This window comes from Micromonospora sp. NPDC049049 (assembly GCF_040649115.1).
Classification (GTDB): domain Bacteria; phylum Actinomycetota; class Actinomycetes; order Mycobacteriales; family Micromonosporaceae; genus Micromonospora.
The window spans coordinates 31,069-47,158 of record NZ_JBEZEX010000030.1 but is presented as its reverse complement, the minus strand read 5'-3'; the positions used below and the strand labels follow the sequence as shown (position 1 = coordinate 47,158).

At 70.3% G+C, this 16,090-nt stretch carries 13 protein-coding genes and 1 tRNA gene; 6 read left to right on the top strand and 8 right to left on the bottom strand.

Annotation, left to right across the window (positions count from 1 at the left end; genetic code table 11):
• Window positions 1–132: 132 nt before the first annotated feature.
• The 4 genes from thrC to argS form a co-directional block, all read right to left on the bottom strand.
• The gene (thrC, locus tag AB0B68_RS25790; RefSeq protein WP_355008081.1) at window positions 133–1,182 is read right to left on the bottom strand and encodes a threonine synthase; all 1,050 of its coding nucleotides are present in this window, start codon (window positions 1,180–1,182) and stop codon (window positions 133–135) included.
• Window positions 1,183–1,321: 139 nt separating this feature from the next.
• On the bottom strand, window positions 1,322–2,632 hold the full coding sequence (locus AB0B68_RS25785) for a homoserine dehydrogenase (RefSeq protein ID WP_357195705.1): 1,311 nt from the start codon (window positions 2,630–2,632) through the stop codon (window positions 1,322–1,324).
• An 8-nt stretch (window positions 2,633–2,640) separates the two neighbouring features.
• Entirely contained in the window at window positions 2,641–4,026 is a 1,386-nt protein-coding gene (gene lysA / locus AB0B68_RS25780; protein ID WP_357263230.1) for a diaminopimelate decarboxylase, read from the bottom strand.
• Window position 4,027: 1 nt separating this feature from the next.
• Window positions 4,028–5,695, bottom strand: coding sequence for an arginine--tRNA ligase (gene argS, locus AB0B68_RS25775; RefSeq protein WP_357195666.1), 1,668 nt, complete (start codon window positions 5,693–5,695; stop codon window positions 4,028–4,030).
• Window positions 5,696–5,792: 97 nt separating this feature from the next.
• Between argS and AB0B68_RS25770 the strand changes: the two genes are divergently transcribed.
• The 4 genes from AB0B68_RS25770 (at window position 5,793) to AB0B68_RS25755 (ending at window position 8,450) form a co-directional block, all read left to right on the top strand.
• On the top strand, window positions 5,793–6,602 hold the full coding sequence (locus AB0B68_RS25770) for a DUF3105 domain-containing protein (RefSeq protein WP_357195663.1): 810 nt from the start codon (window positions 5,793–5,795) through the stop codon (window positions 6,600–6,602).
• Window positions 6,603–6,610: 8 nt separating this feature from the next.
• A complete protein-coding gene (locus tag AB0B68_RS25765) occupies window positions 6,611–7,279 on the top strand; it encodes a DUF305 domain-containing protein (RefSeq protein ID WP_357263227.1) in 669 nt (222 codons plus the stop codon).
• Window positions 7,280–7,587: 308 nt separating this feature from the next.
• Window positions 7,588–8,283, top strand: a complete 696-nt coding sequence (locus AB0B68_RS25760; protein WP_357263224.1) for a winged helix-turn-helix domain-containing protein — start codon at window positions 7,588–7,590, stop codon at window positions 8,281–8,283.
• 92 nt (window positions 8,284–8,375) lie between these two features.
• Window positions 8,376–8,450, top strand: a tRNA-Arg gene (locus tag AB0B68_RS25755).
• Window positions 8,451–8,732: 282 nt separating this feature from the next.
• Here the strand turns inward: AB0B68_RS25755 and AB0B68_RS25750 are convergent.
• Entirely contained in the window at window positions 8,733–9,773 is a 1,041-nt protein-coding gene (locus AB0B68_RS25750) for a YafY family protein (protein ID WP_357263221.1), read from the bottom strand.
• Window positions 9,774–9,881: 108 nt separating this feature from the next.
• On the opposite strand from AB0B68_RS25750, the gene AB0B68_RS25745 reads away from it, so the two are divergent.
• Window positions 9,882–10,307, top strand: a complete 426-nt coding sequence (locus AB0B68_RS25745; RefSeq protein ID WP_355008089.1) for a VOC family protein — start codon at window positions 9,882–9,884, stop codon at window positions 10,305–10,307.
• A gap of 57 nt (window positions 10,308–10,364) precedes the next feature.
• Here AB0B68_RS25745 and AB0B68_RS25740 read toward each other — a convergent pair whose 3' ends face one another.
• Window positions 10,365–12,500, bottom strand: coding sequence for an ABC transporter permease (locus AB0B68_RS25740; RefSeq protein ID WP_357263218.1), 2,136 nt, complete (start codon window positions 12,498–12,500; stop codon window positions 10,365–10,367).
• A 123-nt stretch (window positions 12,501–12,623) separates the two neighbouring features.
• Between AB0B68_RS25740 and AB0B68_RS25735 the strand changes: the two genes are divergently transcribed.
• Complete coding sequence (locus AB0B68_RS25735) at window positions 12,624–13,250, top strand: TetR/AcrR family transcriptional regulator (protein WP_124855056.1); 627 nt, start codon at window positions 12,624–12,626, stop codon at window positions 13,248–13,250.
• A gap of 15 nt (window positions 13,251–13,265) precedes the next feature.
• Here the strand turns inward: AB0B68_RS25735 and AB0B68_RS25730 are convergent, their stop codons facing one another.
• Both AB0B68_RS25730 and AB0B68_RS25725 read right to left on the bottom strand, forming a co-directional pair.
• Window positions 13,266–15,647, bottom strand: coding sequence for an excinuclease ABC subunit UvrA (locus AB0B68_RS25730; protein ID WP_357263215.1), 2,382 nt, complete (start codon window positions 15,645–15,647; stop codon window positions 13,266–13,268).
• Between the two features lie 29 nt (window positions 15,648–15,676).
• Window positions 15,677–16,087 carry a VOC family protein gene (locus tag AB0B68_RS25725; RefSeq protein WP_357195648.1) on the bottom strand — a complete coding sequence of 137 codons (411 nt, stop codon included), beginning with the start codon at window positions 16,085–16,087 and terminating at the stop codon, window positions 15,677–15,679.
• Between the last annotated feature and the right edge of the window lie 3 nt (window positions 16,088–16,090).

Sequence of the window (16,090 nt, the reverse complement as noted above, 5' to 3'; positions counted from 1 at the left end):
TCACTCCTGAACGAGAATGCGGGCGGGGATACCCGAAAGTGTGCCGGACTCGCATACCTCGGCCCCCGCCGCCCCCGGGCCGTCGCGCCGTTCAGCTGCCCGCCGTCGAACACCGCCCGGACGGCGGCGCGCTCAGGCCAGGTCGAGGGCGCGCGCCGCGGCCAGCGGGTCGTTCGCGATGGTCACCGGTGCCGGCGCGGTGGAAATCGCCCATTCCGGGTCCTTCAGCCCGTGGCCGGTCACCGTGCAGACCACTGTGGAGCCGGGCGGCACCGCGCCCGCCGCGGCCTGCTGCAACAGGCCGGCCACGCTGGCCGCGCTGCCCAGCTCGACGAAGACCCCCACCTCACGGGCGAGCAGACGGTACGCGGAGAGGATCTCCCGGTCGGTCACCGACGCGATCAGGCCACCGGAGGCGTCTCGGGCATCCAGTGCCTTGGTCCAGCTCGCCGGGTTGCCGATCCGGATCGCGGTGGCGATGGTGGACGGCTCCGGCACCACCTGGCCGGTCACGATCGGGGCCGCGCCGGCGGCCTGGAAGCCGTACATCTTCGGGGTGCGGGTGGTGGCACCGGCGGCCCGATCCTCCGCGTATCCCATCCAGTACGCGGAGATGTTGCCGGCGTTGCCGACCGGCAGGCAGTGGATGTCGGGCGCGTCGCCGAGCGCCTCGACGATCTCGAAGGCTGCGGTCTTCTGGCCGTGCAGCCGGTCGATGTTGACCGAGTTGACCAACGCGACCGGGTAGTCCTGGGCGAGCTTGGCGGCCGTCGCGAGGCAGTCGTCGAAGTTGCCGTTCACCTGGAGCAGCTTCGCGCCGTGCACCAGCGCCTGGGCCAACTTGCCCAACGCGATCTTGCCCTGCGGCACCAGCACGGCGCAGGTCAACCCGGCCCGGGCCGCGTACGCCGCGGCGGAGGCGCTGGTGTTACCGGTGGAGGCGCAGATGATGGCCTTGTTGCCGGCTTCGACCGCCTTGGACACCGCGAGGGTCATCCCCCGGTCCTTGAAGGAGCCGGTCGGGTTGGCGCCCTCCACCTTGAGGTGCACGTCGCAACCGAGCCGGGCGGACAGCACCGGCGCCGGCAACAGCGGGGTGTTGCCCTCGTGCAGCGTGACGACCGGCGTGGCCGCGGTGACCGGCAGCCGATCCCGGTACGCCTCGATCAGACCCCGCCACATGTCGCTCTCCTCGCCTCTACCGCCGTGCCCACCCGATTGTCAGGGCCACCTTGGACCAGCCTGCTGGAGTGGTCAATGGCACACCCCTGCCTACCCACCTGGCGGGACGCGCGCGCCGCCCCGTCGATGATGCAACGACTCAGGCGCCGCCCTCGACCCGCAGCACACTGGTGACCGACCGGACGATGTCCAGACCGCGCAGCTCGCCGACGGTCGCGGCGAGCGCGGCGTCCGGTGCCACGTGGGTGACGATGACCAGCTCGGCGTCGCCGTCGCGACCCGCCGGCCCGCCCGCCGAGCCCTGCCGCACCGTCGCGATCGACACGTCGTGCCGGGCGAACACGCTCGCCACCGACGCCAGCACACCCGGGCGGTCGGCCACGTCGAGGCTCACGTGGTAGCGGGTCAACGCCTCACCCATCGGCCGGACCGCAAGGTCCGCGTACGCGCTCTCGCTGGCCGCGCGCACCCCGGCGAGCCGGTTGCGGGACACCGCGACCACATCACCGAGCACCGCGCTGGCGGTGGGCGCGCCACCGGCGCCCCGACCGTAGAACATCAACTGCCCGGCCGCGTCGGCCTCCACGAAGACCGCGTTGAACGCGTCCCCGACACTGGCCAGCGGGTGGCTGCGCGGGATCATCGCCGGGTGCACCCGGACGCTGACCGTCTCCTGGCCGGTGGAGTCGACACCCCGGGCCGCGATGCAGAGCAGTTTGATCGTGCAACCCATCGCCTGGGCGCTGGCCATGTCCGCGGCGGTCACCTCGGTGATGCCCTCGCGGTGCACGTCGGCGGCGCCGACCCGGGTGTGGAACGCCAGCGAGGCGAGGATCGCCGCCTTCGCCGCCGCGTCGAAGCCCTCCACGTCGGCGGTCGGATCGGCTTCCGCATATCCCAGGGCGGTGGCCTCTTCAAGGGCCTCGGCGAAGCCGGCGCCGGTCGCGTCCATCGCGGAGAGGATGAAGTTGGTGGTGCCGTTGACGATGCCGGTGACCCGGTTGATCCGATCGCCGTGCAGCGACTCGCGTAGCGGGCGCAGCAGCGGGATGGCCCCGGCCACGGACGCCTCGTAGTAGAGGTCGCCGCCGCCCTCGGCCGCCGCCTCGTGCAGGGCCACGCCGTCCTCGGCCAGCAGCGCCTTGTTGGCGGTGACCACGCTCTTGCCGGCGCGCAACGCCTCGACCAGCCAACTCCGGGCCGGTTCGATGCCACCGACCACCTCGATGACCACGTCCACGTCGTCGCGCTTGATCAGGCCGAGCGCGTCGGTGGTGAACAGGTCCTCGTCGACCGGCAGGTCACCCCGGTCGCGGCCGAGCCGACGGACGGCGATGCCGGCGATCTCCAGCGGGGCGCCGATCCGCGCGGTGAGGTCGGCCGACTGCTCGTGCAGCAGCCGGACCACCTCCTGGCCGACAGTGCCACAGCCGAGCAGCGCCAAGCGCACAGGTGACGTCATCCAACATCCAATGCGAGCAGGTCCTCTTCGGTTTCCCGCCGGACGATCAGGCGCGCCTGGCCGTCGCGCACCGCGACCACCGGTGGCCGGGGCACATGGTTGTAGTTGCTGGCCATGCTTCGGCAGTACGCACCGGTGCCGGGCACTGCGACAAGATCTCCGGGCTGCACGTCGGCGGGCAGGAATTCATCCTTCACCACGATGTCCCCGGACTCACAGTGCTTTCCCACCACGCGGGCGAGCAACGGCTGCGCGGTCGAGGCCCGCGAGGCCAGCGTCGCCGAGTAGGACGCGTCGTAGAGGGCGGTGCGGATGTTGTCGCTCATCCCGCCGTCGACGCTGACGTACGTCCGGAGGCCGTCGAGGTCCTTGACCGTGCCGACCTCGTAGAGGGTGAACACGGACGGGCCGACGATGGCCCGGCCCGGCTCGATCGACAGGTGCGGCACGGCCAGGTTCTCCGCCGCGCACTCCGAATCGACGATCTTGCGAAGCCGCTTGGCCAGATCCTGCGGGGTCGCCGGGTCGTCCTGGGTGGTGTACGCGATACCGAAGCCGCCGCCCAGGTCCAGCTCGGGCAGCTCCACCCCGCGCGCGTCGCGGATCTGCGCCTGAAGGGCGAGCACCCGACGGGCCGAGACCTCGAAGCCGCTGGCGTCGAAGATCTGCGACCCGATGTGCGAGTGCAGGCCGCGCAGCTCCAGCACGCCCTCGTCGAGGATCTTGAAGGCGGCGGTCGCCGCGGCACCGCCCGCGAGGGAGAAGCCGAACTTCTGGTCCTCGTGGGCGGTGGCGATGAACTCGTGGGTGTGCGCCTCGACGCCCACGGTGACCCGGACCAGCACCCGGGGCCGGACCCCGCGCTCGCGGGCCAGCGCGGTGAGCCGGTCGATCTCGGTGAACGAGTCGACGATGATGCGGCCCACCCCGGCGTCCAGCGCCCGGCCCAGCTCGGCGACCGACTTGTTGTTGCCGTGGAAGCCGATCCGCTCCGGCGGCATTCCGGCCGACAGGGCGGTGGCCAGCTCGCCGCCGGTGCAGACGTCGAGGAACAGCCCCTCCTCGGCGATCATCCGGACCACCGCCCGGCAGAGGAACGCCTTGCCCGCGTAGAAGATGTCCTCGGTCGGGAAGGCCGCCCGGAAGTCGCGGCAACGCGAGCGCAGGTCGGCCTCGTCGAGGACGTACACCGGGGTGCCGAACTCGGCCGCGATGTCGCGGACGCTGAGGCCCGCGACGGCGACCGCGCCGTCCGCGCCGCGCGTCACGCTGCGCGGCCACAGCGCCGGCACGAGGGCGTTGACGTCTGCCGGGGTACGCAGCCAGGCCGGCCCCTGGTTGCTGATGTCCGCGTGCAGCGCACCAGCCTCATGAGCCCTCATGTCACATCCTCTCGGGTGCGGAGACGCCGAGCAGGTGCAGGCCGTTGGCGATCACCGTGCGGGTGGCGTTGTTGAGCCAGAGCCGTGCGCGGTGCAGGTCGGTGATCTCCTCGTCGCCCAGCGGCAGCACCCGGCAGTTGTCGTAGAACCGGTGGTAGGAGGCGGCGACGCTCTCCTCCAGGTAGCGGGCGACCCGGTGCGGCTCGCGCAGCTCGGCGGCCGTCGCCACCACCGCGGGGAACTGGGCGAGCGCCTTGAGCAGCTCGTTCTCCTTCTCGTGGTCGAGCAGCTCGGGGCGGAACGCGTCGGCGTCACCCGGGACCAGCCCCACCTCGGCGGCGTTACGGGCCACACCCGCCGTCCGGGCGGCCACGTACTGCACGTAGTAGACCGGGTTGTCGCGGGTCGCCCGGGTCCACAGCTCGATGTCGATGTCGATCGGGGAGTCGCTGGAGTAGCGGGCCAACGCGTACCGGGAGGCGTCCACGCCGATCGCGTCGACCAGGTCCTCCAGGGTGATCACGGTGCCGGCCCGCTTGCTCATCCGCATCGGGGCGCCGTCGCGCAGCAGGTTGACCAGCTGCCCGATGAGGATCTCCAGGTTGCGTTCCGGGTCGTCGCCGAAGCAGGCGGACATCGCCTTCATCCGGCCGATGTAGCCGTGGTGGTCGGCACCCAGCATGATCACGACCCGCTCGAAGCCGCGCTCGCGCTTGTCCAGGTAGTAGGCGCAGTCCGCGGCGAAGTACGTCCACTCGCCGTTGGACTTGCGCAGCACCCGGTCCTTGTCGTCGCCGAAGTCGGTGGTGCGCAGCCAGGTGGCGCCCTCGGACTCGTAGAGGTGCCCCTGCTCACGCAGCCGGTTCAGCGCCAGGTCGAGCTCGCCCCTGTCGTGCAGGTCCTTCTCGTTGAAGTAGGTGTCGAACTCCACCCCGAAGTCGCGCAGCGAGGAGCGGATCTCGTCGAACATCAGCGCGACGCCCTCGACCCGGAAGACCTCCTGGGCCGCGTCGTCATCGAGCGAGGACACCTCCGGCCGGCGGGCCTGCACCTCGGCGGCGATCTCGGCGATGTACGCCCCGCCGTAGCCGTCCTCCGGCGCCGGCTCGCCCTTGGCGGCGGCGAGCAGCGACCGGGCGAACCTGTCGATCTGCGAACCGGCATCGTTGAAGTAGTACTCCGTGCCGACGTCGGCGCCGGTGGCCCGCAGCAGCCGGCTCAGCGCGTCACCCACGGCCGCCCAGCGGACCCCGCCGATGTGCACCGGTCCGGTCGGGTTGGCCGAGACGAACTCCAGGTTGATCTTTTCGCCGGCGAGCCGGTCACTGCGGCCGTACTCCGCGCCGGTCTCGACGATCACCCGCGCGAGCTGACCGGCGGCCGCCGCGTCGAGCCGGATGTTCAGGAAACCCGGCCCGGCGATTTCCACCGATTTGACGCCTTCTGCCCGGCCCAGCTCGTCCGCCAGGGCCGTCGCCAACTCCCGGGGAGGAACGCCGACCTTCTTGCTCAACTGCAGCGCGAGCGTCGAGGCGTAGTCGCCGTGCTCGGGGTTGCGCGGTCGCTCCACCACCGTGCTCGCCGGCAGCGCGGCGCGGTCGAGCCCACGCTGCTCGAAGACGGCGTGGGCGGCGGCAAGGACGACCGAGGCTAGTTCTGCAGGAGTCACCCTGCCATGTTATCGGGGGTAGACTCGGGCACTCGGCGGCTCCCCTGCGCGTCATCCGGCCCGCCACTCCCCTGACCGACCGACTTGACGAGGCACGATGAGCATCAGCACCCCAGGTGGCCCTGAGCGCCGCCCGACCGTGGTCAGCACCGGCAAGAAGCCGGCCGCGGGCCGGCCGGCGTCCGGCGCCAAGGCCGGTTCCGGCAAGCCGACGGGCAGGCCGGCAGGCTCCCCCCGGGCCGGTGGAAAGGGCCCGCGCAAGCCGGTCACACCGGTCAAGGTGAGCCAGGGCCGCGCATGGGGGCCGATCGCGCTCTTCGTCGCGGTCGGCGTGCTCGCGGCCGGCATCATCGGCTACGGCGCCTGGGCGTCGTTCCAGGGCGCCAAGCCGTGGGACAAGCGGGCCAACGCCATCGACGGCATCGCCAACATCCGCAAGTCCGACCCGGACAGCCTGAAGTACGAGTCCCACAAGTCGGGCCCGCTGACCTGGAACTACTCGCCGCCGGTGGGTGGGGTGCACAACGCCGCCTGGCAGAACTGCATGGGCGACGTGTACGACGCCCCGATCGCCAGCGAGCACGCGGTGCACAGCCTGGAGCACGGCGCGGTGTGGATCACCTACCGCCCCGACCTCCCCAAGGACCAGGTCGACAAGCTCGCCGGCAAGGTGCGCGGCGTCGAGAAGATGCTGATGAGCCCGTACGAGGGCCTGGACAAGCCGATCTCGCTGCAGGCGTGGGGCTACCAGCTCAAGCTCGACAACGCCGACGACTCGCGGATCGACGAGTTCATCAAGGACCTGCGGGTCAACGCGTCCGTCGAGGGCCCGACGGCGCTCTGCAACACCGGCATCACCGCCACCGGCACCACGCCGCGTGAGCTCCAGCAGCAGCCCCAGCAGTAAGGACGGCAATGACCGCTCCGGCGACCACCGACAGCGAGTACGACGAGACCCCGGCCGACCCGGCCGAGGGCGGCCGGGCCCCGGCGTCGCGCTACGGCGTGCTGGCGCTCGCCATCATGCTGGTGGTGGGGCTTCTCCTCGGTTACGCGGGTGGTCTGCTGACGCCGCGGCTCACCCGACCCGGTGACGCCTCGGTCGAGGCGGGCTTCGCCCGGGACATGACGACCCACCACGCGCAGGCGGTGGAGATGAGCCTGATCGCGTACCGGTCGGCGACCCTCCCCGAGGTGCGGCAGATCGCCGTCGACATCGCCACCGGGCAGCAGGGCGAGATCGGCGCGATGCAGACCTGGCTGCGCGAGTGGGGCCTCAGCCCTACCGCGTCGAATCCGCCGATGTCGTGGATGTCCGACGGGGCCACCGTCAAGGACGGTCTGATGCCGGGCATGGCCACGCCGCAGCAGATGACCGCCCTGCGCAACGCTGAGGGCATTGAGGTCGACAGGCAGTTCCTGACCTTGATGTACGACCACCACCTGGGCGGCATCCACATGATCGACGCGGCGCTCGACGAGACCGACAACGCCGAGGTCGTACGGGTTGCCCAGACCATGAAGAACACCCAGCAGAGCGAGCTGAACAATCTCCGGCAGCTCCAGGCGCAGGCCAAGGGCTGACCGACCGCACGGGCGCAACCGGCCCGCGTCCCCGCCGATCCGTGGCGGTGACGCGGGCCGCACCATGTCTCCCGACCCCGCCCGGCCTTGATCGACTCGGGTTGCGGGAAACCGCGCCGTCCATGCGACCGAGACGCCCCGAGTTCCACGAACCCGAGTCGATCAAGGAGGCCAGATCCGCCGCGTATGACCTGAACACCCCTCTCGTACCTTCTGGGCGTTTTGCGTGGCACAGGCGATTACGTTGCTTAGAGAGTTTTCTCCCCACATATCGTGACCAGTTGCGATTCGGGCTCGTTGCCCAAGACGTGGGGGTTGCACTCAGAGACGCACGGCGTTCGGTCACCAGTTGGTGCCGACGCCACACCATCGGTGGTGACGGGGCGGTGGCAGCCGTCCGTCGCGGACAGCGGCAGGGCGAGCCGGGAATGCTCAGCCGCGAACAGGAACTCGAGTTGATCGACATGCTGCGGGGCGTCCATCCCGACGAGTTCGGCCTGGACGAGGAGTTGTGGACACGGCAGAGCCTGACCACGCTCATCCAGCGGCGCTTCGAGCTGCCGCTGGACACCGGCGCGGTCGGGGCGTACCTGCGGGCCTGGGGGTTGGGTCCGCGGGAACCGCGGGAGCGGGCCTGCGGGCTCTGCGTCAGCGCGGTCGAGCGCTGGGTCCGCAGCGAGTACCCGGGGATCACCCGGGCCGCCCAGGAGCACCTCGCGGAGGTCTACTGGATCGGCCGGGTCCGGCTGCGCGGCACGATGCCGGCCGCCGACGTGATCTCCGCTGTCTCGTCCCGCGGTCGGGTGCGCTTCATGATCACTACGCCGACGGTGGACCCGCCGCTCCCCCGCGACTTCGTGCTGCGGCTCAGTGGCGAGGAGCAGCGCACCGTCCACCTGATAGTGGACGGCTCCTGGCCACGCAACGAGTGGCCGCGCCGGCTCCCCCGGCGAATCGTCCTGCACCCGCTGCCCAGCTGCGGGCGGGCGGTAGCTGCGGCCTGAGCACCGGGTGAGCCGGTTGCCGACACGATCGGCTCACCCGATACCGATTCGGCGTACGCAGAGGAGGTTTGCTAGTCTTCTCCAGTCGCTGAGCCCCCGTAGCTCAGGGGATAGAGCACCGCCCTCCGGAGGCGGGGGCGCAGGTTCGAATCCTGCCGGGGGCACCAGGAAAAGTTTCACACGACACTGCCGGGCGCAGGGGGATACAGCCTCCACGCGCCCGGTTTTGCGTTTCCACTCGCCGAAGCCCGCAGCGGGCCACCCGGGTGGACGTGAGCCCCGCCGCTCCGCCCGGCCGCCCCGACGAGGGCACGCGAACCCGCAAGATCCATGATGTCGTCATGCTGTTTCTCGGGCTGCTCCTCGCCGCGCTGGGCGGAGCCGCCACCGCGGCGATCCTCACCGTACGTGGGCTCGGCGCGATGCTCAGGAAAGGCGAACGCTCCCGGCTAGGTTGGTTGCGGGCGGCGGCGCTTCTCGCCGGTGCGGGCGCCGTCGCCATGTACGCGTGGGGTCTGCTTCGGACGGGCCGCGTCGGCGTAGCGGCGGGCGAGTCCCGCGAAGGCGGCCTTGAGCTCGACCGGACCGATCACCTCGATGTCCGCGCCGAACCTGCCGAGCGCCGCTGCGAGGGCGACCCAGGACCAGGAGCCCTGTGCGAGCCTGCAGCAATCGGGGCCGAGTTCTTCGACAAGCCCGTCGCGGGTGTACGCGGCGACGACGGCGGCGGGAAGGTCGATGATGACCTCACCCACGCAGGGCCACGCTGAGCTGTCGGTGGAACCTCGGAAGCGGCCCGTGACGTACGTGGCCACGTCTCCCATGGGTAGTTGTCGTGGGGTGAAGCGTGGTCCGGTCGGGGTACGCGGGCTGACCCGGTCACAGCGGAAGGTTCGCCAGTCGTCCCGGTCGAGGTCCCAGGCGACGAGATACCAGCGCCCATTCCAGGTGACGAGGTGGTGGGGCTCCACGCGGCGAGGCGTCGCGTCGGTGGCGGCGCTCGTCGAGGCGTAGTCGAAGCGCAGAACCTCGTGGGCGTTGACGGCCGCGCCGATGGCTGTCAGCACGGTGCGGTCGACCGGGGAGTCCGGCCCGGTGGTGGGTTGTCCGACGGCGGTGACCTGGAGAGCGTCGATGCGGTGCCGCAGCCGGCTGGGCATGACCTGCCGCATGGTGTTCAGCGCTCGCGCCGCGCCCTCCTGGATGTCCGCCCCGGAGAGGGCTGCCACCTGGAGTGCGACGGCGATGGCCACGGCTTGATCGTCGTCGAACAGCAGCGGTGGCAGTTGGGCACCGGCGTCGAGCCGGTACCCGCCGTCCGGCCCCTTGAAGGCGCTGATCGGGTAGCCGAGCTCGCGCAGCCGGTCGACGTCGCGTCGCACCGTTCGTGGGCTCACGTCCAGCCTCTCGGCCAGGAGGCTACCCGGCCAGTCACGTCGGGCCTGGAGGAGCGAGAGCAGAGACAGCAGTCTCGCGGAGGTCGTGGCCATGCATCCGAGTCTGCCCCAGGTAGCGGACACAACCTGACCGCTACCCCTGCCATCGTCGGCGTTGCACCCGGGGCACCAGCCATGGGTCACGTCACACGAGGAGCAGCAATGAGCATCAACACCGTCGCGCACATCAACCTTCGGGGCAACGCGCGGGCCGCCCTCGATTTCTACCGGTCCGTCTTCGGCGGGGACCTCGCCGCGGTGACCTACGCCGACGCCCACAACGTGCAGAGCCCGGACGAGGCCGACCAGGTCATGTGGGGTCAGGTCACGTCCGCCGAGGGCTTCCAGATCATGGCGTACGACGTGCCGTCGGCGCGGCCGTGGAGCCAGGGCGAGAGGCCGTTCTTCGTCTCGGTCCGGGGCAGCGACGCAGACGAGATCACCGGCTACTGGAAGAAGCTGAGCGAGGGCTCGACCGTCCTGGTCGACCTGGCGCCCGCCGGCTGGGCTCCCCTCTACGGCATGCTCACCGACCCGTTCGGCGTCACCTGGGTGCTCGACGTCGCCGTCGGGTACAAGCCTGCCTGACCAGAAGGAGCAGCCCACCGCCGATCACGAGGGATCGGCGGTGGGCTGCGGTGCCGCTCAGTGCGCCTCGGCCGGCACCAACCTCAGGTGCGGCCCGGATGCCGTACCCGCGTTCGGGCCGCCGGAGTCCGAGCGGCGCTCGCGGCGTTTGAGCCACTGGTCGACCATGAGGTTTCCGACGAGCCCGACGGCGCCCCAGATGGCGATGACCAGCAGATTCTGCCCGACGCCGACGCCGTCGAAGTACCGCAACGATCGGGCGATGTCGACCGCCGCGGGCAACGGCAGCACGTCCTGGAGGGGGCGGAACACCTCGGGGACCAGGTACACCGACATGCCACCGCCGGAGGCGGGTACGCCGGCCATCATCAGCACCACCATCATCGGGATGATGCCCGCCAGGCCGACGGTACGGGTGAGCACTCCGGTGGCCAGCGAGACCGAGAAAATGGTCAGAGCGCCGTAGGCGATCGTCTCCAGGGCGTTGCCGCTGATCGCGCCGATGAGGACGTCGAAGAGGAACCACAGCCAGACGGACATGCCGATCGCCCAGCCGCCCAGCAGCGGCAGGAACTGGCGCAGGCGGCGCACGTGCGGGGCACCGCCCCGCAGGACGGCCAGGAACAGGAACCCGGCCATGATCCAGGACATGCCGACGTACATGCTGTTGCTGCCGCCGGTGTCGGTCTCGCTCAGGGGTTGCACGTCGGTGAGCATCAGCGGGAGGCCCTGGGCCGCGGTGATCGGCTGAAAGATCGCGCGGATAGCGGACTGTTGGCTGGCGTTGGCGGCGGACGCCGAGTACAGCGTCGCCGGAGTGTCCGGTGCCGACGGCAGGACGAAGGCGGCCACCACGTCGCGGGACTGGATCTGCTCGGTGGCTTCGGCAACCGTGTCGGCGACGGTGACGTCGAGGATGCCGTCGAGCTGCGCGTTGAGACCGGCAGCAGTCTGCTGAGCCTGCCCAGGGGCAGCGGCGACCACGACGACCGGGATGTCGTGCGGTTGCGGTTTGTGCATGGAGAACCCCATGGCACCCACGACCACCACGAGGATGGCCAGCGGGAAGCCCGCTGCGGCCACGTACCGGAATCGCTTGGAGCGCGGCGGCCCGCCGGCCAGAGCGGGGGCCTTCGCGTCGGGGTCGGTGATCGGCGGGACGCCGGGGATCATGTTCCCGCTCGCGCTGCGCTCCTTGAGCAGGCAGAGCGCGAGGGCGGCCACGATCCACACAGCCAGAACGATCAGGTGGGTGCCCAGACCGTTGCCGTCGAAGTACAGGACCGAGCGCAGCGCCTCACCGGCCGCCGGGAGCGGCAGCACGCCATGGAGGAACTGGAAGAACCCGGGCATGTTGTGCACGGACAGGGCCAGGTTCGACGCGGGCATGCCGAACACGACCCAGAGCAGCATGCCGGGCAGCACCGCGAGGGGCCCGATCAGCTTGGAGAGCAGCAGCTGGGCCAGGCCGACGGCTGCGGTGGCGAGCATGCCGACGCCGAGGAAGGTGGGGTAGTGGCCGTCGACGGCACCCACGACGGGCCCGAGGATGAGCCAGATGATCGAGCTGGTGAGCGCGGACCAGCCGGCCAGCACGGGCAGGAACCGTCGCAGCCGCAGCAGGTGGGGGACGCCCATCACCATGATGCTCAGTGGCACGTAACCGGCCAGCATCATGCCCATCGCCGCGAACAGGACCGCGATGCCGGCCGAGTCACCCGCGGGTAGCGGTGCGACGTCCTCGGTGGTGGCCTGCAAGCTGTTCTGGAAGACCACGGGCGCGAGCAACTGCTGAACGGTGGCGTTCTGCGAGGCTCCGGCCGCCGAGGCGGTGAGGATTGTCGCGTTGGCGCTGCCGTCGGCGGGCAGGACGAGCGCGCCGGCGGCTTCCTGGCCGTGCAGCAGGTCGACGGCGTCGTCGCGGGTGGTCACCAGCGTGGCCTCGGTGCTGTCGCCCGAGTTGAGCCCGTCGACGAGGGCCTGCGCCGTGGCGCCGCTGCCGACGACCGCCACCGGCATGTCCCGGGGGTGCGGTGAGTGCATGGTCGACATGTAGGTCGCGAACATCATCGTGACCATGAGGAACGGCATCACGAACAGGGCGACCATTCGGATGACCTGTTCCTTGCGGTCCGCGCCGGGCGGGCGGCCGTCCACCACGTCGGCAGCCTCGATCACGGCTTCGGTATCCATGCACGCTCCAGCTCATATTTGTACGCCAAGTGACTTACAAACTGTAGGCGGCGGATGCCGGGAGCGGGAATCCGGCTAGGTTGACCTGAGTCACATCCGGGCGAGGACACGAGGGGGCCGGTCATGAGGCGGTCCGAGGCGGCCCGCACCGCGCTGCTCGACGCGGCGGAGCGGCTGTTCGCCGAATCGGGAGTCGCCGAAGTCTCCGACCGCAGGGTGGCTGAAGCGGCCGGCAACACCAACCATTCAGCAGTGCGCTACTACTTCGGCGGGCGCGAGGGCCTGCTCAAGGCACTGATGGCCCGCCACGTGCACGACGTGGCGCAAGTGCGCGCCGGCATGCCCCCAACCGAGGACTCCGTCCTCGGCGACATACGCGGTCTCGTGGCACCGAGCATGCGCGTCCTCGACCAGCTACCGCGCCCGAGCTGGCGGGCCCGGTTCCTCGATCACGTGCTGCACAACCCCGCCACTGAGCCGTTCATGCGGGAAGCCCAGGACACCACGCCACAGGCACTACAGCTGCGGGCCTCACTGGCCGCGCGACTACGGCACCTCGACCCGGACGTGGTCGCCGGTCGGGCGCGTCTGATCACCCGCATCGTCAGCACCGCGACAGCCGAGGTCGAGGCACTCGCCGAACGCAACGGAGAAGACCCCCGATGGCCCGAGGTCGGCGACTTCCTCGTCGACGCCATCACCGGAATGCTCAGCGCCCCCATCAGCCGGCCACGCCGAGCGGAGCGCTGATCGCCGTCCACGGGCTCACCTGCCGACGTACGCCGCCAGGTGCTCGCCGGTGAGGGTGGAGCGGGCGGCGACGAGGTCCGTGGGTGTGCCCTCGAAGACGATCCGGCCACCGTCGTGGCCGGCACCGGGGCCGATGTCGATGATCCAGTCGGCGTGCGCCATGACCGCCTGGTGGTGCTCGATGACGATCACCGACTTGCCGGCGTCGACCAGGCGGTCAAGCAGGCCGAGCAGTTGCTCGACGTCGGCCAGGTGCAGGCCGGTGGTCGGCTCGTCGAGGACGTAGACGCCGCCCTTCTCGGCCATGTGGGTGGCCAGCTTGAGCCGTTGCCGCTCGCCGCCGGAGAGAGTCGTGAGCGGCTGCCCCAGGGTCAGGTAGCCGAGCCCGACGTCGGCGAGCCGCTCGAGGATGGCGTGCGCTGCCGGCGTACGCGCCTCGCCGGCGCCGAAGAACTTCTCGGCCTCCGTCACCGACATCGCGAGCACCTCGCTGATGTCCCGGCCGCCGAAGCGGTATTCCAGCACCGACGCCTGGAACCGCTTGCCCTCGCAGTCCTCGCAGGGTGCGGCGACGCCCGCCATCATCCCCAGGTCGGTGTAGATGACGCCGGCACCGTTGCAGCTCGGGCAGGCGCCCTCGGAGTTGGCGCTGAACAGCGCCGGCTTCACCCCGTTGGCCTTCGCGAACGCCTTGCGGATCGGGTCGAGCAACCCAGTGTAGGTGGCCGGGTTGCTGCGCCGTGAGCCGCGAATCGCGCCCTGGTCGATCGAGACCACGCCCGCGCCGGCCGGGATCGAGGAGTGCACCAGCGAACTCTTGCCGGAGCCGGCAACGCCGGTCACGACGACGAGCACCCCGAGGGGTACGTCGACGTCCACGTCCTGGAGGTTGTTGGCAGTGGCGCCGCGGATCTCCAGCTTGCCGGTGGGCGTCCGCACCGTCTCCTTGAGGGCCGCCCGGTCGTCGAGGTGGCGGCCGGTGATGGTGCCGCTGGCCCGCAGACCTTCCACTGTGCCCTCGTAGCAGACGGTCCCGCCCTCCGTGCCTGCGCCGGGCCCGAGGTCGACGACGTGGTCGGCGATGGCGATGGCCTCCGGCTTGTGCTCCACGACCAGCACTGTGTTGCCCTTGTCGCGCAGCTGGAGCAGCAGCTCGTTCATCCGTTGGATGTCGTGCGGGTGCAGCCCGATCGTCGGCTCGTCGAAGACGTAGGTGACGTCGGTGAGCGAGGAGCCGAGATGGCGGATCATCTTGGTGCGCTGCGCCTCTCCGCCGGAGAGGGTGCCCGACGGCCGATCGAGGGACAGGTAGCCCAGCCCGATCTCCTCGAACGAGTCGAGGAGGTGTTGCAGGCCGGCCAGCAACGGGGCCACCGACGGCTCGTCGATCCCGCGGACCCAGACGGCCAGGTCGCTGATCTGCATCGCGCACGCGTCGGCGATGTTCCTGCCCTTGATCTTCGACGATCGGGCCTCCTTGCTGAGCCGGGTGCCGGCACACTCGGGGCAGGTCGTGAACGTCACCGCGCGCTCCACGAAGGCGCGGATGTGCGGCTGCAGGGCGTCGATGTCCTTGGCGAGGAAGGACTTCTGGATCGACGGGATGAGGCCCGCGTACGTCAGGTTGATCCCGTCAATTTTGATCTTGGTTGGCTCCCGGTGGAGCAGGTCGTGCAGCTCCCGCTTGGTGAACTTGGCGATCGGCTTGTCCGGGTCGAAGTAGCCGCAGCCCCGGAAGATCCGGCCGTACCAGCCCTCCATGCTGTAACCCGGGATGGTGATCGCGCCCTCGTTGAGCGAGAGGTTGTCGTCGTAGAGCGCCGACAGGTCGATGTCGGTCACCGCACCCATGCCCTCGCACCGTGGGCACATGCCGCCGAGACGGTTGAAGGTCGCCTTCTCGGTCTTCGTCCTGCCGGCGCCGCGGTCGACGGTGATCGCCCCGGTCGCCTTCACCGAGGGAACATTGAAGGAGTACGCGTTTGGCGAGCCGAGGTGCGGCTGCCCGAGCCGGCTGAACAGGATGCGCAGCATCGCGTTGGCGTCGGTGGCGGTGCCGACGGTGGAGCGGGAGTTGGCGCCCATCCGCTCCTGGTCCACGATGATCGCCGTGGTCAGGCCATCCAGCAGGTCGACCTCGGGCCGCGCCAACGTCGGCATGAAGCCCTGCACGAAGGCGCTGTAGGTCTCGTTGATCATCCGCTGCGACTCGGCCGCGATGGTGCCGAACACCAGCGAGCTCTTGCCGGAGCCGGAGACACCGGTGAACACCGTCAGCCGCCGCTTCGGGATCTCGACGCTGACGTCCTTGAGGTTGTTCACCCGCGCGCCCTGCACCCGGATCAGGTCGTGGCTGTCGGCGACGTGCGGCGCGGACGGCTGGGCGGCCGTGCTCATCGTGTCTCCATCTGTCGGGCGCGCAGGAATCAGCGCACTTCCTGGATGCGGATCATGTTGCCCGCCGGGTCCCGGAAGGCACAGTCGCGCACGCCGTACGGCTGCTCGGTCGGCTCCTGGACGACCTCGGCGTCGCTGGCCTCCAACTTGGCGAAGGTGGCGTCGAGGTCGGTGGTGGCCAGGTTGACGCCGAAGTAGCTGCCCTTGGCCATCAGCTCAAGGATGGTCTGCCGCTCGTCGTCGGTGATGCCGGGGTTGGCGGCCGGCGGGTGCAGGACGATGGCGGTGCTGGGCTGGCCGACCGGCCCGACCGTGATCCACCGCATCCCCTCGTACCCGACGTCGAGGCGGACCTCGAAGCCGAGGATGTCGCGGTAGAAGGCCAGCGAGGCCTCCGGGTCGGTGTGCGGCAGGAAGCTCGAGTGAATGGTGATGTCCATGCT

Excerpts from the sequence above, each read along its gene's own strand:
- thrC (WP_355008081.1), bottom strand. The coding sequence starts at position 1,182 with ATGTGGCGGGGTCTGATCGAGGCGTACCGGGATCGGCTGCCGGTCACC.
- lysA (WP_357263230.1), bottom strand. The coding sequence starts at position 4,026 with ATGAGGGCTCATGAGGCTGGTGCGCTGCACGCGGACATCAGCAACCAG.
- AB0B68_RS25770 (WP_357195663.1), top strand. The coding sequence starts at position 5,793 with ATGAGCATCAGCACCCCAGGTGGCCCTGAGCGCCGCCCGACCGTGGTC.
- AB0B68_RS25765 (WP_357263227.1), top strand. The coding sequence starts at position 6,611 with ATGACCGCTCCGGCGACCACCGACAGCGAGTACGACGAGACCCCGGCC.
- AB0B68_RS25750 (WP_357263221.1), bottom strand. The coding sequence starts at position 9,773 with ATGGCCACGACCTCCGCGAGACTGCTGTCTCTGCTCTCGCTCCTCCAG.
- AB0B68_RS25745 (WP_355008089.1), top strand. The coding sequence starts at position 9,882 with ATGAGCATCAACACCGTCGCGCACATCAACCTTCGGGGCAACGCGCGG.
- AB0B68_RS25740 (WP_357263218.1), bottom strand. The coding sequence starts at position 12,500 with ATGGATACCGAAGCCGTGATCGAGGCTGCCGACGTGGTGGACGGCCGC.
- AB0B68_RS25735 (WP_124855056.1), top strand. The coding sequence starts at position 12,624 with ATGAGGCGGTCCGAGGCGGCCCGCACCGCGCTGCTCGACGCGGCGGAG.
- AB0B68_RS25730 (WP_357263215.1), bottom strand. The coding sequence starts at position 15,647 with ATGAGCACGGCCGCCCAGCCGTCCGCGCCGCACGTCGCCGACAGCCAC.
- AB0B68_RS25725 (WP_357195648.1), bottom strand. The coding sequence starts at position 16,087 with ATGGACATCACCATTCACTCGAGCTTCCTGCCGCACACCGACCCGGAG.